This window comes from Niveispirillum sp. FG156, from assembly GCF_057809555.1.
Genome location: NZ_JBMDKE010000004.1, coordinates 15,973 through 38,680, shown reverse-complemented (window position 1 = coordinate 38,680; position 22,708 = coordinate 15,973). Strand labels below are relative to the sequence as shown.

The following is a 22,708-nucleotide window of genomic DNA, read 5'->3' as shown; positions in this document are numbered from 1 at the left end:
GGGCTCGCTTCGCTCGACCTGACCTACGACCCGACACATGAACTTCGTTCAAAATCAAACGCTTATCGCAGCGCACAAGGGGCCGGTCCGGCGGGGACCGGCCCCTTTCTTTTTGGCACCCGCCACAATTACGACAAAATTGTGAAGGCCTTTCAGATACTTACCAGCGTATGCCGTAACAATCGGTAACAAAGAGTGATTTGAAGCTGGACGCGCACTCTGTCATTTTCACGATGCGGCGATCAGCGATACCGCATTGCAACGCAGGTGGGATGGCGTTGCACTCCAAATTGGCCCCCGGCCAAGGTCGGGACTGCCATTCGGAGCCGGTGGCTGGATTTCCGCATCAGGGGGCGTTACTGTCGATTTATCGGAAAGGGACAAGCCCATGTCCTGGCAACAGACGCTCAATACGACCATTCACTGCGCTGGCGTCGGCCTGCATTCGGGCCGCCGCGTCCGCATGACCTTGCGCCCGGCGCCGGTCGATCATGGCATCTGCTTCATCCGCACCGATGTGCCCGCCGACCGCGCCGTGATCGCGGCCCGCTGGGACCTTGTCGCGGATACCCGTCTGTGCACCTTGCTGAAGAATGAGCAGGGCACGACCATCGGCACGATCGAGCATCTGATGGCCGCGCTGCGTGGCCTGGGTGTCGATAATGCCGTGGTGGAGGTAGACGCACCGGAACTGCCCATCATGGATGGCAGCTCGGCCCCGTTCGTCTTCCTGATTGAATGTGCCGGGATCAAGCAGCAGGACCAGCCGCGCCGCCTGATCCGCGTGCTGCGGGAGGTGCGTGTGCAGGATGGCGACAAGATCGTCAGCCTGTCCCCCGCCCCGGTCAGCAGCTTCCGCGCCGAGATCATTTATGACAATACGGCCCTGATCCGCCGTCAGGAAGGCTTCCTGCGCCTGACCGATGGCGCCTTCAAGGCGGAGGTTGCCGATTGCCGCACCTTCGGCTTCGCCCATGAGGTGGAGGCGATGCGCAAGGCCGGCCTGGGCCTGGGTGGCTCGCTGGACAATGCCATCGTCATTGATGGCGACCGGGTGATGAATCCGGGCGGCCTGCGCCATGCGGATGAGTTCATCCGTCATAAGATCCTGGACGCCGTCGGCGACCTGTATCTGGCAGGTGGCCCCATCCTGGGCCATTACCAGGGCCTGCGCCCCGGCCATGCCATGAACAATGCCATCCTGCGCGCCCTGTTCGCCGACGCCACGGCCTGGCGCCGCGAGGATGCCGAAACCTGGGACAGCCGGGCCGCCGTGGCCTGATCGGGCTGTATCGCTGAAAACCGAAGGGCGCCGGACAATCCGGCGCCCTTTTTCATTTTACTGTCACTGGTATTCACGGGATCATCGGGCACTATTCCCATCGTTCCAAGGGCGAGCGATGATGCGACGGCCAGTTCCCAGCCTGCTTCTTGCCACCCTGCGGGGCACGGCCATGGCCCTGTTGTTGGCTGTGGCAGCCGTGATGATGGCCCGCGCCGGCACCGCCCCTGATGGCGCATCGGCCACCGTCCGGCTGTCCAGCCTCGACTGGCCACCTTTCAGCGGTGAGGGTCTGCCAAACCGGGGGCTGACGACGGCCATTGTCGAACGCACCCTGGCACGCGCCGGCCTTTGGGCGGAAGTCACGTTCCTGCCCTGGCAACGGGCGGTGGCCATGGGCCTGAAGGCGCCCGGCCATGCCGGCTATTTCCCGGAATACCGGACCGCCGCCAGTCAGGCGCGATGCCTGCTCTCCGCCCCCATCGGCAGCAGCCCGCTGGGCTTTGCCGAACGTGTGGCGGCCCCCGTCACCTGGCGCACCCTGAAGGATCTGGCGGGCCGGCGCATCGGCACCGTGCGCGGCTACGTGAATACCGACAGTTTCGACCGCGCCGCCGCCGATGGCACCCTGACCGTGGAACCGGCGGTCGATGATGCGACCAACCTGCGCAAGCTGGCGGCGGGCAGGCTGGACATGGCGGTGATCGACGCCAACGTCCTGGCCCACCTGTTATCTGCGGACCCGGACCTGCGACCCTTGCGCGCGGGCCTGCGCTTCAATGCCCGGCTGCTGGAGGATAAAAGCCTGCATGTCTGTTTCCGCCCCGGCCCGGAAGGCGACATCCTGCGCCGCCGTTTCGACAAGGCGCTGGCCCAGGACAGGCCGGATTCCATGCTTCAGGCCTCGCGGCCCGCGCCGGAACGGCGATAACAGGTCCCAGCCTGCCATGGTTCCGCCAGGATTCACCGCCATCTTCCGCGAAAAGCGCCTTTGCGTGCGTGCCCGTGACGTTTGCCGCTTGGCGGTGGCGGTCCCGTGCGTGCTATAAGGCATCCCGCATTCATGCTTGCTGCTTGGTTGTCCTTGCCGATGCTCCGCACCGAACGTCCGAACCGCCGCGCCCGTGTCCTTCGCCATCTGGCGCCGGTCGCCCTCATGTTCCTCGCCGCCTGCTCGGGCAAGAAGGATGAGCTGCCCTATGTCGAGCGGCCGGTAGAGCAAATCTACTCCGAGGCGTCCAACGCCATCGACAACCGCAACTACACCAAGGCGGCGCTGCTGTTCGACGAGGTCGAGCGCCAGCACCCGTACAGCCAATGGGCCGTGCGCGCGCAGCTGATGGCCGCCTACTCGCACTATCAGGCGCTGCGGTACGACGATGCGATCACGACGCTGGATCGTTTCATCGCGCTGCACCCCGGCAACCGCAATGCGGCCTACGCCTTCTATCTGAAGGCCCTGTGCAATTATGAGCGTATCAGCGACGTGCGCCGCGACCAGGGCACGACGTATGAGGCGCTGAAGAATTTGCAGGAAGTGGTCCGCCGCTTCCCCAGCAGCCCCTATGCCCGTGATGCCCGCCTGAAGATCGACCTGACCCGCGATCATCTGGCCGGCAAGGACATGGAAGTGGGCCGCTTCTATCTGGCCACGGGCGAATATATGGGCGCCATCAAGCGCTTCCGCCGCGTGGTCGATGAATATCAGGCCACCAGCCATGTGCCCGAAGCCCTGCATCGTCTGGTCGAAAGCTACCTCGCCTTGGGCATCCGGGAAGAGGCGCAGGCCAATGCCGCCCTGCTGGGACATAATTATCCCGGCTCGATCTGGTATCAGGACACCTACGCCCTGATGAACCGCAGCGAACGGGGCGAGAAGCCGTCGCTGTTCCAGCGGGCTGTCGACTGGCTGTTCTGATCCGGCTTTCCCATATCCTGACCCCATCGCCCCGGCTGCGCCATGCTTGTCACCCTGTCGATCCGTGACGTCGTCCTGATCGAACGCCTGACGCTGGCGTTCCAGCCAGGGCTTTGCGTTCTGACCGGTGAAACCGGCGCCGGCAAATCCATCCTGCTGGATGCGCTGGGGCTGGCGCTGGGTGCGCGTGGCGACAGCAGCCTCGTCCGCCATGGCTGCGAACAGGCCAGCGTCACCGCCGAGTTCGACCTGGGCAAGCGCGGCGACCACCCGGCCTTCGCCATCCTGCGCGAACAGGAGCTGGAGGTGGAAGACAATCTGGTCATCCGCCGCACCCTGACCAATGACGGGCGCTCCCGCTGCTTCGTGAATGATCAGCCGGTGGGCGTCACCCTGCTGCGCCGGCTGGGCGAAACGCTGGTCGAGGTGCATGGGCAGTTCGATACCCATGGTCTTCTGGACCCGCGCACCCACCGCGACCTTCTGGATGATTACGCGCAGCTGTCGGTGCAAGGACAGAAGGTGGCAGCATCCTGGCGGGCCTGGCGGCAGGTGGAGCAGGCAAGGCTGACCGCCGCCGCCGACGCCAACCGCGCGCGGGCGGAGGAAGATTACCTGCGCCACGCGGTAGAGGAGTTGGACCAGCTTTCGCCCGAGGAGGGCGAGGAAAAGGCCCTGGCCGAACAGCGTATCGTGCTTCAGCACCGCGAGAAGCTGATCGAGAGCCTGACCCAGGCGTCCACCGAACTGTCGGGCGAGCGCGGGGCGGAACGGGGCCTGGCATCGGCGCTGCGCACCCTGTCACGCATCGCCGACAAGGCTGGCGGCAAGCTGGACCCCATCATCTCCGTCCTGGATCAGGCGGCCAGCGAGGTGGGCGAGGCGTCGCGCGCCATCCAGGGCTTTGCCGCCGATATGGACAGCGATGGCGGCAATCTGGACAAGATCGAGGAACGCCTGTTCGCCCTGCGCGGTGCCGCGCGCAAGCATGGTACTGACGTGGACGGGCTGGTCAGCTTACGTGCCGCCATGGCGGCCAAGCTGAACCTGATCGAGGATCAGGGCGACCTTCTGTCAAAGCTGGCGGCGCAGGCCGAGACGGCCAAGGCCACCTACCTTGAGGCCGCCAGGGCCCTGTCGGCGGGCCGGTCCAAGGCAGCGGGCAAGCTGGATCAGGCGGTGGCGGCGGAGTTGAAGCCGCTGCGCCTGGAAAAGGCGCGATTCGCCACCAAGGTGGAACAGTTGGGCGAGGAAGGGTGGAGCGCGTCGGGCATCGACGACATCGCCTTCCAGGTCGCCACCAACCCCGGCACACCGCCAGGACCCCTGGCCAAGATCGCATCGGGCGGTGAGCTGGCGCGCTTCATGCTGGCGCTGAAAGTGGTGCTGGCGCAGGTGGGTACGGTGCCGACCCTGGTGTTCGACGAGGTGGATACGGGCGTGGGCGGGGCCGTGGCCGATGCCATCGGTGAACGTCTGGCCCGGCTGGGTCAGCATGACCTGCAGGTCCTGGTCGTCACCCACAGCCCGCAGGTGGCCGCACGCGGCGCCCATCACTGGAACGTCCGCAAAAAGGTCAGCGCCGGTCGCACCGCCACAGAGGTCGTGGCCCTGTCGGTGGAAGAGCGGCTGGAGGAAGTGGCCCGCATGCTGTCCGGTGCTGAAATCACCCAGGCAGCCAGGGCGGCGGCAGAAAGTTTGCTGGCCGGGCGGGGGTAGTCGATGAGCGATGAGGATGAACCGGACCGCTTACCTCCACCACCCTTCTGGAGAACGCAATACTTTGCGTTGACCGCTATGGGGAAGCCCGGACGGCAACGGATTGATGCGTTTATGATCCGCGCTGTCCTGAACAACCCGATCCGCAAATCCAGACAAGCAGATGGCCGTGTGCAATATTGGGGTTGGGTGTGGGAGCTGCAATCCTATATCCGTATTGTTACCCTGCCAGACGGAGAAACCGTCCACAACGCCTTCCTGGACCGGAACTTCGAGCCATGACCGTTACCTCGCCCATCTTCTATGATCCGTCGACAGACAGCATGTATGTGCGCTTCCACAATGTGGATGCCTATGATCAGCGTGTCGATGATCAACGCGATCTGGTGATCGATCTGGACGAGACGGGCCGGATCGTTGGTTATGATATCCAGCATGCAAGCCGTCACATGGATGTCGTGGCTGAGGCTTTGCTGCTGTTGCGCGAGACACCTGCCCGCGCCGCCTGACACCCGATACCTTAGAACGTGTTTCCGTTGACCGGAAACGCCCCCCCCCATTCGTCATCCCGGCGAAAGCCGGGACCCAGCGTAGAGCGGCGTCTGCCGCGACGAGAGTCATATCGGCGCTGACCGCGCCTCACGCTGGGTCCCCGCTTTCGCGGGGATGACAAAGAAAACGCGTTTCCAGTCAAAAGAAGTTCGCTCTACGGCACGATCAGACCCAGATGGACCGCCATGGCGATGGCGTGGGGTTTGGTGTGGACGCCCAGCTTCTGCATCGCATTCTCCACATGGAACTTCGCGGTGCGGTCGGAAATATTCAGGATGATCGCTGTCTCCGCGATGGTCTTGCCCCGGCAGGCCCAGAGCAGACAGTCGCGCTCGCGTCCCGTCAGGGGCGGCGGTGGCGTCACGCCATCGCGCACGCCGCGCAGCGCCAGGGCGCGTTCGTGGTAGGCCAGCGCCGCCAGCCGCAGCCAGCGCGGCGTGCCGGCGGCCAGTTCGTCGGGCCGGTCCGTCCAGTACATCGAGATCAGCGAGGAGGCGGGCCGTCCCGCGGCATCCAACGCATGGACCGGCAGCACATAGCCCTGGGTATAGCCATGATCATAGGCCGCCTCCAGCACCCGGCGCGGCTTCGTCCCCCGTGCCGTGGCGGCGAAATCGGGCAGGTCGGTCCACAGGAAGGGCGTGTTGGTGCTGGCGGCACGGGCAAAGACCGGATCGTGCAGGATGAAGCCCTCATCCTCATAGGTGCGGGCGAAATCGGCCCGCACGCTGGTCTGATAGAAGGGCAGGCCGTCGCCCGCGCGCAGTTCGCGGATATCGATATAGGAGAAGCTGGCGAAGCCAAGCCGTGACGACAGGGCGCCGAACGCGGCATGAAGGCCGTCAAGATCGCGGCTTTCCTCTATCGCACCTAAGGCATCGTCCAGGGTCGGCATCCGGCATCACACGAAAGAGGGAAAGGCCATATGACCCTGTCATCCTGTCTGAACAGACAGTGTCGGGCAAAGGCAAAAACTGTCCTACTATTTTCATGTCGATGAAGACCCGTCCCTGCCGGCCCGCTGGCCGATCACGGTTTGCGTCTGGCCCATGCCATGGACAAGGTGGGATGCGGCATGCCGCGCCGGCAGCGATCTTTCCTGATTGGGGGGGAGATGCGGGCCGTGCGGATGCCGCCCGATCTGTGGCTGGCGCTGGATGGGATCGCCCTGACGGAAGGGGTGATGACCGCCTTCATCGTGGAGCGGGTGGCCCGCCGCCGTGCCGCAGGTATCGGCCTTGCCGCTGCCCTGCGCTGCTTTATCCTGGCTTATCACCGCCGGGATTAAGAGAAGGGTGGGCGGACCGCCTGCCCTCTCCCCCGCCCGCCCTTTGCGGGGGACGGGGGGATGGGCGGTCCGCCTTTCCCGATTACAGCACCTTCAGAATGTGCTCAGCGCTCGACACCTCAAAGGCGCCGGGCTTTTCCACTTCAAGGCGGGTCACGACGCCATCTTCAGCCACAAGGGCGAAGCGCTGGCTGCGGTGGCCCAGATTATAGGCCGTGCCATCCATTTCCAGGCCCAGGGCCTTGGTCAGGGAGCCATTGCCGTCGGGCAGCATGGTGACCTTGCCGGCCACGTTGTTCTGCTTGCCCCAGGCCTGCATGACGAACGGGTCGTTCACGGCCATGCAAACGATGTCTTCCACGCCCTTGGCCTTGAAGGCCTCGGCATTATCGACAAAGCCCGGCAGGTGCTTGGCCGAGCAGGTCGGGGTGAAGGCGCCGGGGACGGAGAACAGGACGACCTTCTTGCCCTTGAACAGGTCGTCGGTGCTGACCTCCTGCATGCCGGACTCGGTCAGGTGCTTCAGGGTGACCGACGGGACGCGGTCGCCAACCTTCACGCTCATCTGGATATCCTCCACAAAGGGGATGTTGATTGAACCTATGTGCCGTTTCTAGGCCACACCCGGCCCCGCGACAAGCAAAAGGGACCTCCAGAAAAACCGCCCACCTTGGCTGCGGGGGCTGCTATGATCGGTTTCCAGGATGAAAGCCACACCACAGCCCATGCCGACATCGTCCAAGAAGCCCCTGAATTCATTGACCGGTCAGTTCCTGATCGCCATGCCGCAGATGCCCGATCCGCGGTTTGAGAAAAGCGTGATCTATATCTGCGTCCACAATGCCGAAGGGGCGATGGGGCTGGTGGTGAACAAGCTGTTCGAGGGGATCAGCTTCACCAGCCTGCTGCACCAGCTGGATATCGAGGTGACGCAGCCGGCCCGCGAACTGATGGTGCATTTCGGCGGCCCAGTCGAATCGGGACGCGGTTTCGTGCTGCACAGCGCCGACTATAACCGCGACGGCAGTGTGCAGGTCAGTGATGGGGTGGTGCTGACCGCCACCGTCGATATCCTGCGCGCGGTCGCGGAGGGCCAGGGGCCGCAGAATGCCATCCTGGCGCTCGGCTATGCCGGCTGGGGCCCCGGACAGCTGGATCAGGAGATGCAGCAGAATGGCTGGCTGCACGCGCCCGCCGACAACCGCATCCTGTTCGACACCGATCAGGAGCGGAAATGGGAACGTGCCCTGGCCAGCCTGGGCATCAACCTGTCCATGCTGTCCGCCGATATCGGCCACGCTTGACGCGTTGCCTCAGGCGCCGGCGCCGCGTCCGCGGCTTGGCTTTACGCCCGCATGGGCGGGCGCGGCGGCAGTCGCCGCCGGAGCGGCTTTCCGGGTTGCCGGAAAACCGCTCTCGGGTGTCCCGGTTCCATGGCATGGTGCCCTCTGCTCGCGCCGACAGCCATATGCCAAACACAGGCCCGGCTTTGGTCCAAGTCCCGCCGCAATCGCAGGGCTGGATGATGGGGGGCCACCGGTCTTCCCGACCGACGGAAAACATCTGGGAATGAGAGATACAAGATGAAGCGCACCAACCTTCTGCTGCTGGCACCCGTGATGCTGCTGGCGGCCTGTTCCTCGGTCAGCGACCGCGACAAGGATGCCAGCAGCAGCGGTGGCGGTTACACCACGCCGTTCCCCGGCGCGGGCACGCCCGCCACCGGCGTCGAACAGTCGAACCTGAATTCCAACCTGTCGCCGCAGCAGCAGCTGGCGCAGATCGGCGACCGCGTGTTCTTCGGCCTGGATCAGTTCGAAGTGTCGCCGGAATCGGCCGCCACCCTGGACCAGCAGGCGCAATGGCTGCGCGGTAATCCGGCTATCACCCTGACCATCGAGGGTCATTGCGACGAGCGCGGCACGCGTGAGTACAACCTGGCCCTGGGCCAGAAGCGCGCCGACAGCGTGCGCCGCTATCTGGTAGCCGCCGGCATCGATGGCAGCCGGTTGCAGGTCCTGTCCTTCGGCAAGGAACGCCCCGCCGTGGCCGGCTCCTCCGCCGATGTCTGGGCGCAGAACCGCCGCGCCGTCAGCGTTGTGAACTGATCCCCTCCCCCACCTTGCGGGCCATCGCCAAGATGAAACCCGCAAGGTGGCGGATCGTTGGTGACGCCGTTTCCGGTCGCCAAACCAGAAAATAGGCGTCAGGCCTGCGCAGAACGTGCTCGAACGGCTGCACCAGCAAGCCCTGTTCCAGCAGCGGCGCGAACAGGGTAGGTGACAGCAGCGCTGCGCCCGCGCCAGCCAGAGCCACCCCCGCCGCCATATCCTGCGTCGGAAACGTGGTCGACAGAGCCGGCGGCCGAACGTCGGGCGCACCCGCCAGCCGCACCCATTCACTCCATCGGTCGTCCGGTACGACCGGGCAGCGGGCCAAGTCAGCCGGTTCGTGCAGGGCCAGGCGGGCGGCTAGTGCCGGGGCAAGCATGGGCGTGCCCTCCACCGCGAAAAGCGGCTCTGCCATCAATCCGGGCCACAGGCCCGTCCCGCTGCGTAAAGCCAGATCGAAATCACCCGTACCCCGCACTTCGACAGAGACATCCAGGGTGACGGGTACCGCCCTTTCCTCCCGCCCATAGGCATCCAGAAGCGGCAGCAGCCAGCGGCTGGCCAATGTCGGCGTGGCCGTAAGACGGATCGGTTCGGGGGCGGCCCGGCAGGCCGTAACGGCGTCGCGGATGATGGCCAACGCCACGCCCAGCCGTCCGGCCAGGGTCTGTCCAGCATCCGTCAACGTGATGCGCGGACCGCTGCGATGAAACAGTGCGGTGCCCAGGTCCCGTTCGAGTTGCCGTACCCGCAAACTGACCGCCGCCGGCGTCACGCCCAGTTCATCAGCTGCCCGCGACATATGGGCGAGGCGGGCGCAGGCTTCAAAATAGCGAAGGGAATCCAAGGGCGGGAGGCGGGTGACCATACGCCATGTTAAGCACAACTTAACATCAGGGCCAAGCAAAGCTCGTTTTGATGGGAGGGCGGCATCGGTTATCTGAACCTTTCCGCCCAACAGCCGATTGACGGTCACCCCATGTTCGCAACCACCCGCATCCTGGCGCTGATCCTGCCCATGACAATGGGCGTCGCCGCACAAGGCACGGAACCGGGACCTGTACGCTGGACCCCACCCGCCCTGTCCAGCAGCGACTATGAATCCAGCGCCAGTTTCACCGCCAACGGGCGGCAGGTCTACTTCATGCGGGCCGATCCGGGCTTCCGCCATTACGCCATCCTGGAGGCGCGGTGCGGGGCAGACGGGTGGACAACGCCGGAACCGGTCCCCTTTGCCGCCACCCCACCCGCCATGGATGCCGATCCATTCGTGACACCGGACGGAAGCAGGCTCTTTTTCATTTCCACCCGCCATGCGCCGGGAGGTGAGGATTTCGACATCTGGTTTGTGGAACGGCAGGCAGACGGGGAATGGGGACCGGCCCAACGCCTGCCCGCGCCCGTCAATTCGTTGGCATCGGAATTACTGCCGCGCCTGGACCGGGCAGGAACCCTCTATTTTGGGTCGGCGCGGGACGGCAGTGCAGGGGGTGGCGACATCTACCGTGCCCATCCCGATGCAGCAGAGCCCGGCGGCTGGCGCGTGGAGGCGCTGCCCGCCCCCGTCAACAGCGCATCCATGGAGTATGAGGCGGAAATATCGGCAGACGGGTCCCGCATGGTGGTGGTCGCCAATCGTGAGGGCCGATCCCACCTCTATCTGATGCGCCGTACACATAAGGGCTGGACAGAGGTGGGCCGTCTGCCAGGCCGGACAGATGTGTTTCAGGTCGGCCCAACCCTGTCACCCAAGGGTGAACGCCTGCTGTTCGCGCAGGCCGAAGGGGAAAAATCGGGAGAACTCTTTGTGCTGGATCTGGTGCCGGACAGCCGGGAGAACTGGCCGCCCAAATGCCCTGCCGGACGTTAAGCCACCACCACTGGCGCCCACAGCACATCGTCGATGGCATCGGCGCCTGCGATGATCATGGCCAGACGGTCAAAGCCCAGGGCGATGCCGGCGCTGTCGGGCATCATCGGCAGGGCCGCCAGGAAATCCTCATCAATCGGGTAGCGTTCGCCGTAAAGCCGTTCCTTTTCGGCCATGTCCGCCTCGAACCGTGTCCGTTGCAGGACCGGGTCGGTCAGTTCACCGAAGGCATTGGCCAATTCCACGCCACAGCCATACAGCTCAAACCGTTCCGCCACGCGCGGGTCGTCAGGCTTGGGGCGGGCAAGGGCGGCCATGGAGACGGGGTAGTCTGACAGGAAGGTGGGCACATCCATGCCCAGATGCGGTTCGATCCGGTCCAGGCTGACGCGGAAGAACAAATCTTCCCAGGTGTCCGTCTCCGCCACGCGGATGCCGATGCGCGCCACCTCCGCCGCCAGACGATCACGGTCGGGGCGCAGCGGGTCGGGCGCGGTGGCCAGCAGGTCGATGCCGGCATAGTGCAAAAACGCATCCTGCACCGTCAGCACGCGCCAATCGGCAAACGGATCGCATTCAATACCCCGGAAACGCAGCTTGTCCTTACCCGCCGCAAGACAGGCCGCCCGCACCAGCGCCACGCAATCATCCATCAGGTCGCGGTAACCGGCTCCGGCCCGGTACCATTCCAGCATGGCGAATTCCGGATGGTGCGTGCCCGACCGTTCACCGTTGCGATAGACATGCGACAGCTGAAACAGCCGGGGCACGCCCGCCGCCAGCAGCTTTTTCATGGTGAATTCGGGGCTGGTGTGCAGGTAGAGGCGGCGGCGGTCATCCGGGTGCGGGCCGATCAGGTCGGTCGCAAAGGCCATCAGATGCACCTCCAGCCCTGGTGAGACCTGCAGGGAAGGCGTCTCCACCTCGTCAAACCCGTGATCCTCGAACCAGCGCCGAAGCGTACGCATCACGGTCTGGCGCACGGCCAGATGCGGACGTTTTTTCTGGAAATGGTCGGGGTGCCACCAGGGGGGCGAAACGGTGCGGCGCATGATCACTCGACAGCGGGCGGGCAAGACGGGCACTCTCGCCTTCCCGCCCGTGACTTGCAATCCCCGATGACCGACCAAGACACCCTCCCCAATCTGCGCATCGTCTGGGACGTGGGCCGCCTGTCGGAATGGTCGCGGCTGCTGGCCGAGTGCGGGCAGAGCAGCCTGACCCAGGGGTTCGGCTATAATCAGGCCATGTTGACGGTGGAGGGCTGGCGCCCCCGGCTGGGCATTATCGAGCTGTCCGACCGGCCCATCGGTCTGGTGGTGATGAGCGAGCGGCGGATTTTCAAGCTGATCCGCGTGGCGCGCCTGCACCGGGGGCCGATGCTGCGGCCCGAAGCGCGAAAGCCCGCCGTCTTCGCCATGGTCATGAAGCTGATCCGCAAGGAATATCCCAGCGGTCCCCTGAACTGGACCGCCGTCGTCCCGGAATGGGGGGCAGGCGACGAGGCAGAGGCCATGATGCGCTGGGCCGGATTCCGGCGCGACAAGGCACCGGGCTACCGCACCTTGTGGGTCGATCTGCGCCGCGACGAGGCGGCGCTGCGCGCCCGGCTGGCGCAGAAATGGCGCAATGCGCTGAACCAGGCCGAACGCGCCGGTCTGAGCGTGGAGATTGACCGCGACGGCAAGGCGCAGCTTCCCTGGCTTCTGGAACAATATCAGAAGGACAAGGCGGCCAAACGCTATCGCGGGCCGTCGCCCAAGCTGGTGATCCGCATGCGGACCGGCATGCACAAGGATGGCGACATAATGCTGCTGCGCGCCGTCAAGGACGGGGTGCCAGTGGCGGGCATCCTGATCCTGGGCCATGGCAAGGCGGCAACCTATCAGATCGGCTGGTCCGACGCCGCCGGGCGGGCTACGCGGGCGCATAACCTGCTGCTCTGGCGCGCCATGCAGGAGTTGAAACACCAGGGCCGGGACTGGTTCGACCTGGGCGGTATCCTGCCCGATGAGGCGCCGGGCGTGACGGCGTTCAAACGCGGCATGGGCGGGGAAGAGGTGGAACTGGTCGGCGCATGGCGGTGACCCGTCAGGCGTTGCCGGCCAGCCCCACCAGATGGCGCAGTTTGTCAGGGTTGCGGGTGATATAGATGGCGGTGATACGGTCATCGTCGATGGCAAAGGCGGTGCTTTGCACCTCCCCATCCGATGCCAGAGTGACATAGCCGGGCAGACCATCGATCAGGCCCGTCCACAGCACGGGCGGCAGCACGTGGCCGTGTTTGGCGGCCAGACCCGCGAAGAAGCGGGACACCTTGTCCTGGGTTCTGACCGGGTTCATCACGGCGATGCGCTTGCCGCCGCCATCGGCATACAGCACCACATCATCAGCCAGCAGGCCGCGCAGGCCCGACAGGTCGCCATTATGGCTGGCGGCCAGAAAGGCAGCGGCGATTTCCCGGCCACGTTCCGGGGCCACGGGAAAGCGCGGGCGCGACGCGCGGACATGGGTGCGGGCACGCGTGGCCAGTTGCCGGCAGGCGGCGACGTCGCGGTCAAGGGCGGCGGCCACCGCTTCAAACGGCTGGCCGAACACGTCATGCAGCAGGAAGGCGGCCCGTTCCAGGGGTGACAGCCGTTCCAGCGCCAGCATCAGGGCAAGCGTCACCTCCTGCCCCTGTTCCAGGCTGTCATCGGGATCGATGATCGGTTCGGGCAGCCAGGGGCCGATATAGGTTTCATGCCGGGCACGGGCGGAGCGCATCTGGTCCAGGCACAGCCGGCTGACCAGCCGGACCAGATAGGCATCCGCATCCGCCACCCCGGCATGGTCCACACCGGCCCAGCGCAGCCAGGCCTCCTGCACCATGTCGTCCGCTTCCGCCTGTGACCCCAGCATGCGGTAGGCGATGCGGGACAGGCGGGGACGCAGACGGGTGAACGCGGCCAGCGGGTCAGGCGGCGGCACGGGCCGGGCCCTTGGGGTGCTGCGAGCGGAAGCCGATGGCAAAGCGGTTCCAGGCATTGATGGTGGTGATGGCCAAGGTCAGCTTCACCTGCTCCTCCGGCGTGAAATGCGCCTGGAGCAGGGCGTAATCCTCATCCGGCGCACCGGTGCGGGCCACCTCCGTCAAGGCTTCGGTCCAGGCAAGCGCCGCCTGCTCCCGCCCTGTATAGAGCGAGGATTCGCGCCACGCGTCCAGCAGATAAAGCCGTTCCTCCGTCTCGCCCAGGGCGCGGGCCTCACGCGTATGCATATGGATGCAGAAGGCACAGCGGTTGATCTGCGACGCGCGGGTCTTCACCAGTTCCAGCAGGCTTTGTTCCAAGCCGCTGCCTTCAAAGGCAACAGCGCTCAACTCCACCATCGCCTTCACGGCGGCGGGGGCGGCGGCATAGAAATTCAAGCGCATGGTCATATCCATCTCCGTCGGGGCGGTAATGGCCCCCGGATATCCGGGGGCCTTCACAGACAGGACGGGATGGGATCGATCAATGTGACATGGGTCCCTGATTTATTTTTCAGGGTGCGTCGCCCGCCCGCTTCCAGGTCCAGCGGAAGCGGCGCACGCCGCCATTGCCATCGGGCCCTTCCAGCGCCGCCACGACATTGCCGCCATAGCGGTTGAAGACGATGCGCTGTGGATAGGCGATGCTGGTATTGGCGAAGACCGCCATATTGTCCCCGGATTCGATCAGCTTGTAGGCAATGATCTCATTGCTGCCCAGCGGCTGACCGTAATAGGTCACGGTTCCGTCAGGTTCCGCGACAATGCGCATGAACTCCGTGTCGGCCCCACGGGAGGGCGACATGGACCGGCGCATGCCCAGCATCACACCGTCGCCGGGCTGCATGAAATGCTGTTCGGTACGGGTCGGTCCTTCACGGCCCACCCATTGGCCCGACAGCCAGGTCAGTGATTTCAGGGGATCGTTGCCAGCCTGCCCCGACTGGGGCAGGGCCATGAGCAGGCCCAGCAGCAGCAGGGCGCAAACACGGGAAAGAGAAAGACGGGACGCAGAGAGGGTGAACATGGGCACTCCTCCATTTGCTCTTGTTTTGAATATGTTACTCCTTTGTTAAGAGGTCGTCCCCCGGTGGCGGCGATTTTGACGATTTTGCAGCAGCCCGGATGGGGTGGGCGTCAGGGGGCGCCCCCTGCCAGCCGCCAGGACCAGCCGAAGCGCTTCACCTGCCCATCCTTGCCCGGCCCCTCGATGGTCGCCGACAGGGTGTCGCCGTCGCGGCGGTAGGTGATCTTCTGCGGGAAGTCATGGGCCGGGTTCGTGAAAACGGCAAAGCCGGGGGCAGACTCGACCAGGGTGAAGCTGGCCGGGGCCTGCCCCTGCGGATGGGCGTGATAGGCCAGTTTGCCGTCCACACCGGGGCCGATGCGGATGAATTCCACCTCCGGCGCTTTGCCGGACCTGACCGTTCGGCTCATGCCCACGATGATGCCGGCGGCGGGGCGCATATAATGCTCCTCCATCCGCCGCTCCCCCTCCCCACCCAGCCATTGGCCGGATAGCCAGGCCAGATCCTCAATCACCGGGTCGGCGGCGCGGGCAGGCAGAGTGAGTGACAGTAGCAGCAGCAAGGACAGCAGGCGGCGCATGGGCAATCCTCCATCGGGATCGCCCAGCATAGCGCGTCAGCGTGGGTCCGTCGCGCGCAAGGAGGGCCGGTCGATCACCTCGGCAAACCAGCCGGCAAGCGCAGGACAGCCGGCGCGCCAATTCAGGTCCCCATGCCGGAAATCCAGATAATCCAGCGCACAAGCCACCGACAGACCGCCGAGGCCGAAGCCCTCCTCCGTCAGGTCGTCCAAAGCCGCCTCCAGCACCGGCAGGGTGCGGGCGATGGCCGCCTTCTGCCGCGCCACCCAGTTGGGGGAGCGTTCGCCGGCGGGCCGCCGCCCCTCGATCACCGCGCTGAAGGCCGCGTCCAGCAGCCCCTGGGCCAGGGCGGACAGGCGCAGACCGCGCCAGCGGGCGGGACCGTCGGAGGGCAGCAGGCGGCGGCCCGGCAGGGTGGCGTCCAGATAATCGGCGATGGCCCAGCTTTCGCCCAGGCACCAGCCCTCATCCGTCACCAGGGCCGGCACCTTGCCGGACGGCACAGCGGCCTGCAGGTCGGCGGGATCGATCCAGGGGTCCAGGGTCACGACATCGACCGATGCCCCCTTTTCATGGATCAGGGCCAGCACCTTGCGCGCATAGGGGGAGGTCTTGGCGATATAGAGCTTCATGACGCGGTCTCCTTCTTCTGCGATGACAGACCAGCCAGCGCCGCGACGGTGCCCAGGGCCAGGATCGTGGCGCAGGCCGCAAACAGGGGCAGGTGACTACCCGTATGGGTAAACAGGGCGGTGAGCGCGTAGCCGCCCGCCGCCTGGAACAGGGCGTAAAGGACTGTCATGCGGCCCCAGGCCGCCGCATGGCCCGCCGCGCCGGCCAATTGTCCGGCCACACCGGAGGCCAGCGCCACATTGCCGGGCGTCAATACGCCAACGATGAAGGCAGACAGGCCCAGCGGCAGCGGGGCAGCGGACAGCAGCGGCAGTGCCACCGCCAAGGCCTTCACACCCAGCCCCAGCGCCAAAGCCGGGGCAAAGCCGGTGGTACGGGCCAGCCATGCCACCAGGACCGGCCCCAGCAGCGCCCCCAGCCCAAAGATGAACCAATAGGCGCCGCCCATGGCCAGCCCCTGCCCCAGGCCGCGCGCCACAAAGTCGGACAGGAACAAGGTATGTGCCAGAAAGCCTGCCCCATCGGTCGCATAGGCCAGGGTGAACAGCCAGAGCGGCCAGGAGCGGTTCCGCCCCACCGGCGGCGGTGTCACGGATTGTGATGCCGCCGCCGGCCATTGCGCCCAGGCAAGGCCCGTCAGCAGCAGCGACAGCACGCCGATCCCCGCCCAGGCCGCCGCCGCTCCGAATCCGGCCAGCCAGGGCAGCACGGTGCCGCTGACCATCACGCCGGCGCCGATGCCGGAAAAGACGATCCCGGCCACCAGCGGCTTTTTCTGCGCCGGGACCTGCGCCATCAGGGTAGGGGCGGCCAGGATGATCAGCAGCGCCCCCGCCACCCCGGCCAGGAACCGCCATGTCCCCAGCCAGAGCAGCCCACCATTCCAGGCGCAGGCCAAAAGCGACAGGGCCACCAGCAGCATGGCCGAACGCAGCACGGGCACCGGCCCGAACATCCGCCCGGCCCGCGCGGCGATGACGGCCCCCAGCAGATAGCCGGTCAGGTTGGCAGCCCCCAGCAGCGCGCCACCGGCGGCATCCACCCAGCCTTCACCAATCAGGGCCGGCAGCAGCGGGGTATAGGCAAAGCGCCCCAGCCCCACGCCCAGCAGCGTTCCCACCAGACCCGCCATCGCCAGCCGCCAGACACCCGCCATCCGACACTCCATGATCCATTGAGGATCATGACGATGGCACGCCCTTGACATCATGAAAAATGAATTGTCAGGATAGAAGAAATCGATCCGATTGATGGATGCGGCAATGGACAGCACCGATCTTTCCTTCTTCCTGGCCGTGGTGGAGGAAGGGGGTGTCACGGCGGCGGCGCGGCGGTTGAACTGTGTGCAGTCCAACGTGACGGCGCGCATACGCTCGCTGGAGGCCGACCTGGGCGTGCCGCTGTTCCACCGCAATGGGCGGGGCGTGGTGCCGACAAGGGCCGCGGAGCGGTTGTTGCCGCATGCAAGACAGGTGGCGGCGGCGCTGCGGGCGGCCCGCGACAGCCTGTGGGACCTGCTGAACCCCGATCGGCCCGGCGGGCAATTGACCATCGGCAGCATGGAGACGACGGCGGCCTGCCGGCTGCCGCCCGTTCTGGCCGCCTATCACGCGGCCTTTCCCGATGTGGAGCTGAGCCTGCGAACCGGCGGTACGGGGGTGCTGACGGAGGAGGTGCTGGCCTATCGCCTGGATGCCGCCCTGGTCAGCGGCCCCATCGACCATCCCGACCTGATCGCCGCCGATGTGGGCGTGGAACGGATGGTGGTGGTGACGGCAGCCGGTGCCGATTGGGCAACGCTGCAGACGCGGGCCAGCCTGTCCGCCCTGTGCTTCCGGCGCGGATGCGCCTATCGCGAGCGGCTGGAAAGCCTACTGGCGGGCATGGGTCTGGGCCGGACAAAGATGCAGGAGTTCGGCACCCTGGAGGGTATTATCGGCGGGGTGGCCGCCGGCATCGGCATCTCGCTGCTGCCGCTGGCCGCCGTGGAACGCTCCCCCCTGCGCGCGTCGCTGTCGCTGCACGGGGCACCGGACCCATGGGCCGTGGCGCCGACGCAGCTGATCCACCGCCGCGACAATGTGATGACGGCTGCCCTGGCCCGCTTCATCGTACATGCAAGGCTGGGATGGCAAAGCGATTTGCAAAATGCAGTAATTGCATAATGCAAATCCATTCGCCCTACCAAACCAGGGAGACGGCGGGGCGATAAGGCGCCTGCTCGAACATGCCATTCACCAGCCCCTGCAATTGCAGGCGGGCCCCTTCCGGCTCGTTCGAGGGGACGGAGGCCTTGGACAGGGCCTTGATCATGAAGCCGCCGCTGCGCAGCTTCTTCAGGGTGACACGGGCATCATCCGCACGGGATGGATGGATGGCGGCGACAGTGGCCACACCTTGCGGTGGGCGGACGATAAACAGGCCGAACTCGGTCATGGGAACCCCCTATGCCAATGGATAGGGGACCTAAAAGCAAATGGGGTGCCAAAGGCTTGGCTGCACTTAAGAGGTAGAAGGGGTGGTGGGGTTATAACAGCGGCACGAAATCATGACCGATGGTTTGGGGCGGCGGCTGCGTAGCGCGGATTAGGCGCAGCCGTAATCCGCGGGCTTCCCCGGCGTCGCTCCACGGATTACGCTTCGCTAATCCGCGCTACGATGAAGCCATGCGACTGATATCACCGGTCAATCATTGATGCCGGCAGGATCAGTCCACAGCCCAGGCCCGCATGGGACCCTCCGCCTGATCCATGAATTCGGACAGGGAGACGGCGCCGTCGCCATTCTTGTCCATGATGGCGTGGCGGCGCGCGGCCTCCGCCATCAGTTCATCGGGCGTCACGCGGAAATCGGCATTGCTGTCGGCGGACATCACGGGATCGATGCCCATGCGGTAATCGGGCCGGCCACGCCCATCGGTGCGCACCGTCGCCGCCTCGTCCGGGGTCATGTCGATGCGACCGGGGCGCAGACGGCGGCCACTATCGGCGGGGGCCGTATGGGTGGGCAGGCTGACGCGGTACTGCGTCAGTTCGTACGACGTGACAAAGCCATCATGGTTCAGATCGTACAGCGGAAACACACGCGCCGCCTCGGCGGTGAACTCCGCCAGAGACAGCTTGCCGTCCTTGTTGGTGTCGGTCCGGGCGAACCAATCCCGCATGGCGGCGCGATAGGCCTCGGCATCGCGGGTCGGGGCGTTAAGCGGTTCGCCCAGCGGACTGACGGCGCTGTAGCGGATGCCGGGCCGGTATTTATCCCCGCCGCCGCACGACGCCAGAACCAGGGCGAGGGCCAGACCACCCGCCATCCGCCACGCCATCGCCCGCCGCATCCGCCGCTCCGTCATCAACCCACCCCTTGATTAGCCGGTGGGCGAAATCCTTGCCAGCCGAAAAAGGCGGAACAGCGGCGGATCAGCGGGGCGGACCGCCACCGCCGGGTGGACCACCGCCGCCGCCACCACCACGCCGGCCACCCATGCCGCCAGGGCCGCCCCGCATCGGGCGCTCATTATAGGCAACCACGGCACCGGCGCGGATTTCCTCCAGGCTGGTCTTGCCATCGCGGTTGCTGTCCAGGGCACGCAGACGGTCGCAGGTCAGGAGTTCCAGTTCGTCCCGCGTCACCCGGAAATCAAGGTTGCGGTCGGCCTCCATCACCTTGTCGGCACCGCCGCCGGCCATCATGCCCATGCCGCCGCCGGGCCGCTGACCAGCGCCAGACGGCGGTGGCAGGCGATTGCCGTCCGCTGGCGGCGGCCCTTCCGGCGGCGGATTTCCGTCAGGACCCTGACCACTGCCCGGCGCGCCGCCACGCAGCGCCGCCATCCGGGCCATGCGGTAATCGCCCAGTTCGCGGGAATTGATGGCCCCATCCTTGTCCGTATCAACGGCCTGGAAGAACCGGGCAATGTCGGGTTTCAATTCGTCGGGCGACAGAAAGCCGTCGTGATTGGCATCCAGGCCGCGTGCCCAATCCACAACGATGTCGGCATAGGAGCCTTCGTCCGGGGCCATGCGGCCCAGCATCTCGCCCGACAGCGACAAGGGCAGTCGCCCCATTGGTCGCCGCCCGTCAAGCCCGCCGCCGGGCGGTCCATCGGCATGGGAGGTACAGGCGGTCAGCAGCAACAGGGCGGAAAGGGCGATGGGGCGCATGGGCGGAACCTTGGCTGATGTCCCGGTTACACGCCCGCCGGTCCCCGCACCTGTCGGATCAGGGCGTGGCCGCCGCCTCGCCCATGGCCTCCGGCAGGGTGCAATCCCGCAGCTTCAGGCCCTTCAGCCGGTCTACCGGTATCAGGACGCTGGTGAAATCCACCCACTCCACGGCGGCATCGCGCAGGCGCACGGGCAGCGCGCCGCCGCCCCGCAATTGCAGATCCTCCATATTGGCGGCCTCCAGCACGGTATTGCGCAGGGTCGCCCCCTCAAATCCGGCCCCGCGCAGGTCGGTGCCCGACAGGTCGGCATAGGCGAGGTTGGCACCGTTGAAATCGCTGGCGGCCAGCTTCGCGTGGCTCAGTTGCGCACCCGACAGGTCGGCGCCCCGGAAGGACATGGCCGAGAGTTCGCGCCCGCGCAGGTCCACGCCCTTCATCTTGCGGCCCGTGAAATCGGCCCGCACCCCAACCTTGCCACCGCTATCCACCCATTCTTCATGCTGGGCGACGATGCGGTCGATCTCCGCCAGGTTTTGCAAATGCTGGGTAAAGGCCGGAAGCCCGTGGAACAGGCGGCGGGTCGTGTCGTCGACGGTGAAGGTGGCGTCCTTGATATCGGCATGCAGGAAATTCGCCCCCTGCATCTTCGCCCCCAGCAGGACCACACCCTGCAGGTCGCTTTCGCTGAAATCGGCGTTGGACAGGTTGGCATTGCGCATGTTGACGCCGCGCAGGCGCACCTTGCGCACCACCGCATCCTCCAACGACGCCTCTTCCAGATTGCAGAAGGACAGGTCGGTCACAAATTCCCGGCTGACCACATCCTCCCCCTTGCGGTGCAGGGTGAGGTTGCCCATGCGCATGTCGCTGCCATCCAGCTTGGCCTGGGCCAGATCGGACTTATAGAAGCGCGCACCACGCAGGTTGGCGCGGGTAAAGTCGCAATGTTTGAGATTGGACCCGATGAACAGGCTGTTGGCCAGATCGCTTTCCCGGAATTTGCAGCCCTCAAGATTGGTCTGGGACATGTTGCAGGCCAGCAGCGTGGCCTGGGACATGTTGAACCCCTTCAGCTGCAACCCCTCCATATTGGCCAGACGCATTTCCAAACGACGCCCGCCCTTGTTCTTGAGAAACAGGGAGTGCATGGCCAGATGCGTTGTCAGGTCCGTACGCGGGGACCCGGTATCGGGAGTTTGAGCCGCCATAAACATTCAACCGTGTGCATTCGAATTGTCACGCGGAGATACGACGACTGTCATGACGCGCGACGAAAAGGATAGTGGCGCGTTCAATAGCAAAAGAAAATGATTAATAAGTTAATATTAACAACCAAAAATCAATGCTCGTCCGGCATCGGGCATTCGCGCAGCACCGCACCCGCCAATTGTTCGGATGTGATCACGCATTGCGAGAAATTCGTCCACTCAATCGATGCCCCGGCGAACCGGATGGACAGCTTGCCGCCGCCCCGCAACTCCAGGTCACCGAAATCGGCGCCATCGACAATCGTGTGCAGCAGGCGGGCATTTTCCATGCCGGCGCCGCGCAGATCGGCATTGGAAAGCTCGGCATAGGCCAGCGTGGCGCCATTGAAATCAGCCGCCGCCAGTCGGGCATGGGCCAGCTTGGCCCCCGTCAGATCGGCACCACGGAAGGACACAGCCGACAATTCGCGACCGCGCAGATCCACACCACGCAGGGCCAGACCGGCAAAATCGGCGCGCGACCCGTTGCGACCGGCGGAATTCACCCATTCCTCATGCGCGGCGACGATCCTGTCGGTTTCGCGCAAATTGGCCAGATGCTCCTCAAACGCCGGGTTGCCCGCGAACAGGCGACGCGTCTCGTCATTGACCGTGAAGACGGCGTTCTTGATATTGGCGCCCGTGAACTTGGCCCGCTGCATCTGTGCGCCCAGCAGTACCACGCCCTGCATGTCGGCCCCCGACAGGTCGGCGCCCGACAGGTCGGCATTGCGCATGTTGACACCGCGCAGCCGCACATTGTGCAGCACGGCATCCTGTAAGGTCGCCTCCTCCATGTTACAGAAGGACAGGTCGGTGGTGAATTCCCGCTGCTTGGCCACACCGCCGCTGTTCAGCGTGATGGAACCGACGCGCATGTCCGACCCGGTCATCTTGGCCTGTTGCAGGTCGGATTTATAAAAGCGGGTGCCGCGCAGGTCGGCGCGCGTGAAATCGCAATGTTTCAGGTTGGCGCCGATGAACAGGCTGTTCGACAGGTTCGCCGCCTGGAAGCTGCATCCCTCCAGGTCCGTATAGGAAAGGTTGCAGGCCAGCAGCAGGCATTGCGACAGATCGAAATTGTTCAGCTTGATGCCCGACAGATTCTGCAGGCGCATTTCCAGCCGCTTTCCCGCGTGACCACGGGCGAACAGCGTGTGCTGGGCCAGCATGACCTGCATGTCATGCGACGGCAATGTGTGGGCGCTCTGCGGTTTATTCATCGCGGGGACTGCTTGATCCAACTTCTGGTTCAACTATGACATACACGCGTGTCAGGGTAATCCACCAACATCCGCATAAGG

27 protein-coding genes are annotated in these 22,708 nt (G+C 65.4%); 12 read left to right on the top strand and 15 right to left on the bottom strand.

Annotated elements, in window-relative coordinates; all coding sequences use genetic code 11:
- Positions 1-388: 388 nt before the first annotated feature.
- From lpxC to ACODSP_RS03585, 6 genes are all read left to right on the top strand, one after another.
- Positions 389-1,282: a UDP-3-O-acyl-N-acetylglucosamine deacetylase gene (gene lpxC / locus ACODSP_RS03610; protein WP_488964263.1), complete on the top strand. Its 894-nt coding sequence runs from the start codon at positions 389-391 to the stop codon at positions 1,280-1,282.
- 118 nt (positions 1,283-1,400) lie between these two features.
- Positions 1,401-2,213, top strand: a complete 813-nt coding sequence (locus ACODSP_RS03605; protein WP_488964262.1) for a substrate-binding periplasmic protein — start codon at positions 1,401-1,403, stop codon at positions 2,211-2,213.
- Between the two features lie 225 nt (positions 2,214-2,438).
- Positions 2,439-3,200, top strand: coding sequence for an outer membrane protein assembly factor BamD (locus ACODSP_RS03600; protein ID WP_488964404.1), 762 nt, complete (start codon positions 2,439-2,441; stop codon positions 3,198-3,200).
- Between the two features lie 42 nt (positions 3,201-3,242).
- A complete protein-coding gene (gene recN, locus ACODSP_RS03595; RefSeq protein WP_488964261.1) occupies positions 3,243-4,919 on the top strand; it encodes a DNA repair protein RecN in 1,677 nt (558 codons plus the stop codon).
- A 3-nt stretch (positions 4,920-4,922) separates the two neighbouring features.
- The gene (locus tag ACODSP_RS03590; protein ID WP_488964260.1) at positions 4,923-5,201 is read left to right on the top strand and encodes a hypothetical protein; all 279 of its coding nucleotides are present in this window, start codon (positions 4,923-4,925) and stop codon (positions 5,199-5,201) included.
- On the top strand, positions 5,198-5,428 hold the full coding sequence (locus tag ACODSP_RS03585; protein WP_488964259.1) for a DUF2283 domain-containing protein: 231 nt from the start codon (positions 5,198-5,200) through the stop codon (positions 5,426-5,428). The genes ACODSP_RS03590 and ACODSP_RS03585 overlap by 4 nt, the downstream gene beginning before the upstream one ends.
- A gap of 197 nt (positions 5,429-5,625) precedes the next feature.
- Here ACODSP_RS03585 and ACODSP_RS03580 read toward each other — a convergent pair whose 3' ends face one another.
- A complete protein-coding gene (locus ACODSP_RS03580) occupies positions 5,626-6,366 on the bottom strand; it encodes a helix-turn-helix transcriptional regulator (protein WP_488964258.1) in 741 nt (246 codons plus the stop codon).
- A gap of 180 nt (positions 6,367-6,546) precedes the next feature.
- Here ACODSP_RS03580 and ACODSP_RS03575 point away from each other — a divergent pair, with 180 nt between their 5' ends.
- Positions 6,547-6,759, top strand: coding sequence for a ribbon-helix-helix domain-containing protein (locus ACODSP_RS03575; RefSeq protein ID WP_488964257.1), 213 nt, complete (start codon positions 6,547-6,549; stop codon positions 6,757-6,759).
- 82 nt (positions 6,760-6,841) lie between these two features.
- Here the strand turns inward: ACODSP_RS03575 and ACODSP_RS03570 are convergent, their stop codons facing one another.
- Entirely contained in the window at positions 6,842-7,324 is a 483-nt protein-coding gene (locus tag ACODSP_RS03570; RefSeq protein ID WP_488964256.1) for a peroxiredoxin, read from the bottom strand.
- Between the two features lie 139 nt (positions 7,325-7,463).
- Here ACODSP_RS03570 and ACODSP_RS03565 point away from each other — a divergent pair, with 139 nt between their 5' ends.
- Both ACODSP_RS03565 and pal read left to right on the top strand, forming a co-directional pair.
- Positions 7,464-8,063 (top strand): YqgE/AlgH family protein, encoded by a 600-nt coding sequence (locus ACODSP_RS03565; protein WP_488964255.1) that lies wholly within the window; start codon positions 7,464-7,466, stop codon positions 8,061-8,063.
- Positions 8,064-8,342: 279 nt separating this feature from the next.
- On the top strand, positions 8,343-8,867 hold the full coding sequence (gene pal / locus ACODSP_RS03560) for a peptidoglycan-associated lipoprotein Pal (protein ID WP_488964254.1): 525 nt from the start codon (positions 8,343-8,345) through the stop codon (positions 8,865-8,867).
- Here pal and ACODSP_RS03555 read toward each other — a convergent pair.
- Complete coding sequence (locus ACODSP_RS03555; RefSeq protein ID WP_488964253.1) at positions 8,851-9,738, bottom strand: LysR substrate-binding domain-containing protein; 888 nt, start codon at positions 9,736-9,738, stop codon at positions 8,851-8,853. The genes pal and ACODSP_RS03555 overlap by 17 nt on opposite strands.
- A 111-nt stretch (positions 9,739-9,849) precedes the next feature.
- On the opposite strand from ACODSP_RS03555, the gene ACODSP_RS03550 reads away from it, so the two are divergent.
- A complete protein-coding gene (locus tag ACODSP_RS03550; RefSeq protein WP_488964252.1) occupies positions 9,850-10,740 on the top strand; it encodes a TolB family protein in 891 nt (296 codons plus the stop codon).
- On the opposite strand, the gene epmA is transcribed toward ACODSP_RS03550, so the two are convergent.
- Positions 10,737-11,792, bottom strand: a complete 1,056-nt coding sequence (gene epmA, locus ACODSP_RS03545) for an EF-P lysine aminoacylase EpmA (protein ID WP_488964403.1) — start codon at positions 11,790-11,792, stop codon at positions 10,737-10,739. The two genes, ACODSP_RS03550 and epmA, sit on opposite strands and share 4 nt — an antisense overlap.
- Positions 11,793-11,858: 66 nt before the next feature.
- Between epmA and ACODSP_RS03540 the strand changes: the two genes are divergently transcribed.
- Positions 11,859-12,827: a lipid II:glycine glycyltransferase FemX gene (locus ACODSP_RS03540; protein WP_488964251.1), complete on the top strand. Its 969-nt coding sequence runs from the start codon at positions 11,859-11,861 to the stop codon at positions 12,825-12,827.
- A 4-nt stretch (positions 12,828-12,831) separates the two neighbouring features.
- Here the strand turns inward: ACODSP_RS03540 and ACODSP_RS03535 are convergent, their stop codons facing one another.
- The 6 genes from ACODSP_RS03535 to ACODSP_RS03510 all read right to left on the bottom strand — a co-directional run bounded on the left by ACODSP_RS03535 (position 12,832) and on the right by ACODSP_RS03510 (position 17,148).
- Positions 12,832-13,710, bottom strand: coding sequence for a sigma-70 family RNA polymerase sigma factor (locus tag ACODSP_RS03535; protein WP_488964250.1), 879 nt, complete (start codon positions 13,708-13,710; stop codon positions 12,832-12,834).
- Positions 13,697-14,161, bottom strand: a complete 465-nt coding sequence (locus ACODSP_RS03530) for a carboxymuconolactone decarboxylase family protein (protein ID WP_488964249.1) — start codon at positions 14,159-14,161, stop codon at positions 13,697-13,699. The genes ACODSP_RS03535 and ACODSP_RS03530 overlap by 14 nt, the downstream gene beginning before the upstream one ends.
- A gap of 103 nt (positions 14,162-14,264) precedes the next feature.
- Positions 14,265-14,777 carry a DUF6265 family protein gene (locus tag ACODSP_RS03525; RefSeq protein WP_488964248.1) on the bottom strand — a complete coding sequence of 171 codons (513 nt, stop codon included), beginning with the start codon at positions 14,775-14,777 and terminating at the stop codon, positions 14,265-14,267.
- A 110-nt stretch (positions 14,778-14,887) separates the two neighbouring features.
- Positions 14,888-15,358, bottom strand: coding sequence for a DUF6265 family protein (locus tag ACODSP_RS03520; RefSeq protein ID WP_488964247.1), 471 nt, complete (start codon positions 15,356-15,358; stop codon positions 14,888-14,890).
- A gap of 36 nt (positions 15,359-15,394) precedes the next feature.
- Positions 15,395-15,991 carry a glutathione S-transferase family protein gene (locus tag ACODSP_RS03515; RefSeq protein ID WP_488964246.1) on the bottom strand — a complete coding sequence of 199 codons (597 nt, stop codon included), beginning with the start codon at positions 15,989-15,991 and terminating at the stop codon, positions 15,395-15,397.
- A complete protein-coding gene (locus ACODSP_RS03510; RefSeq protein WP_488964245.1) occupies positions 15,988-17,148 on the bottom strand; it encodes a YbfB/YjiJ family MFS transporter in 1,161 nt (386 codons plus the stop codon). Before ACODSP_RS03510 ends, ACODSP_RS03515 begins: the two co-directional genes overlap by 4 nt.
- A gap of 106 nt (positions 17,149-17,254) precedes the next feature.
- Between ACODSP_RS03510 and ACODSP_RS03505 the strand changes: the two genes are divergently transcribed.
- On the top strand, positions 17,255-18,157 hold the full coding sequence (locus ACODSP_RS03505; protein WP_488964244.1) for a LysR family transcriptional regulator: 903 nt from the start codon (positions 17,255-17,257) through the stop codon (positions 18,155-18,157).
- A gap of 16 nt (positions 18,158-18,173) precedes the next feature.
- Here ACODSP_RS03505 and ACODSP_RS03500 read toward each other — a convergent pair whose 3' ends face one another.
- From ACODSP_RS03500 to ACODSP_RS03480, 5 genes are all read right to left on the bottom strand, one after another.
- Positions 18,174-18,428: a hypothetical protein gene (locus tag ACODSP_RS03500; RefSeq protein WP_488964243.1), complete on the bottom strand. Its 255-nt coding sequence runs from the start codon at positions 18,426-18,428 to the stop codon at positions 18,174-18,176.
- A gap of 271 nt (positions 18,429-18,699) precedes the next feature.
- Complete coding sequence (locus ACODSP_RS03495; protein WP_488964242.1) at positions 18,700-19,341, bottom strand: EF-hand domain-containing protein; 642 nt, start codon at positions 19,339-19,341, stop codon at positions 18,700-18,702.
- 67 nt (positions 19,342-19,408) lie between these two features.
- Positions 19,409-20,152, bottom strand: coding sequence for an EF-hand domain-containing protein (locus ACODSP_RS03490; RefSeq protein ID WP_488964241.1), 744 nt, complete (start codon positions 20,150-20,152; stop codon positions 19,409-19,411).
- Positions 20,153-20,210: 58 nt separating this feature from the next.
- Positions 20,211-21,305, bottom strand: a complete 1,095-nt coding sequence (locus tag ACODSP_RS03485; RefSeq protein WP_488964240.1) for a pentapeptide repeat-containing protein — start codon at positions 21,303-21,305, stop codon at positions 20,211-20,213.
- A gap of 191 nt (positions 21,306-21,496) precedes the next feature.
- Positions 21,497-22,627 carry a pentapeptide repeat-containing protein gene (locus tag ACODSP_RS03480; protein ID WP_054165907.1) on the bottom strand — a complete coding sequence of 377 codons (1,131 nt, stop codon included), beginning with the start codon at positions 22,625-22,627 and terminating at the stop codon, positions 21,497-21,499.
- Between the last annotated feature and the right edge of the window lie 81 nt (positions 22,628-22,708).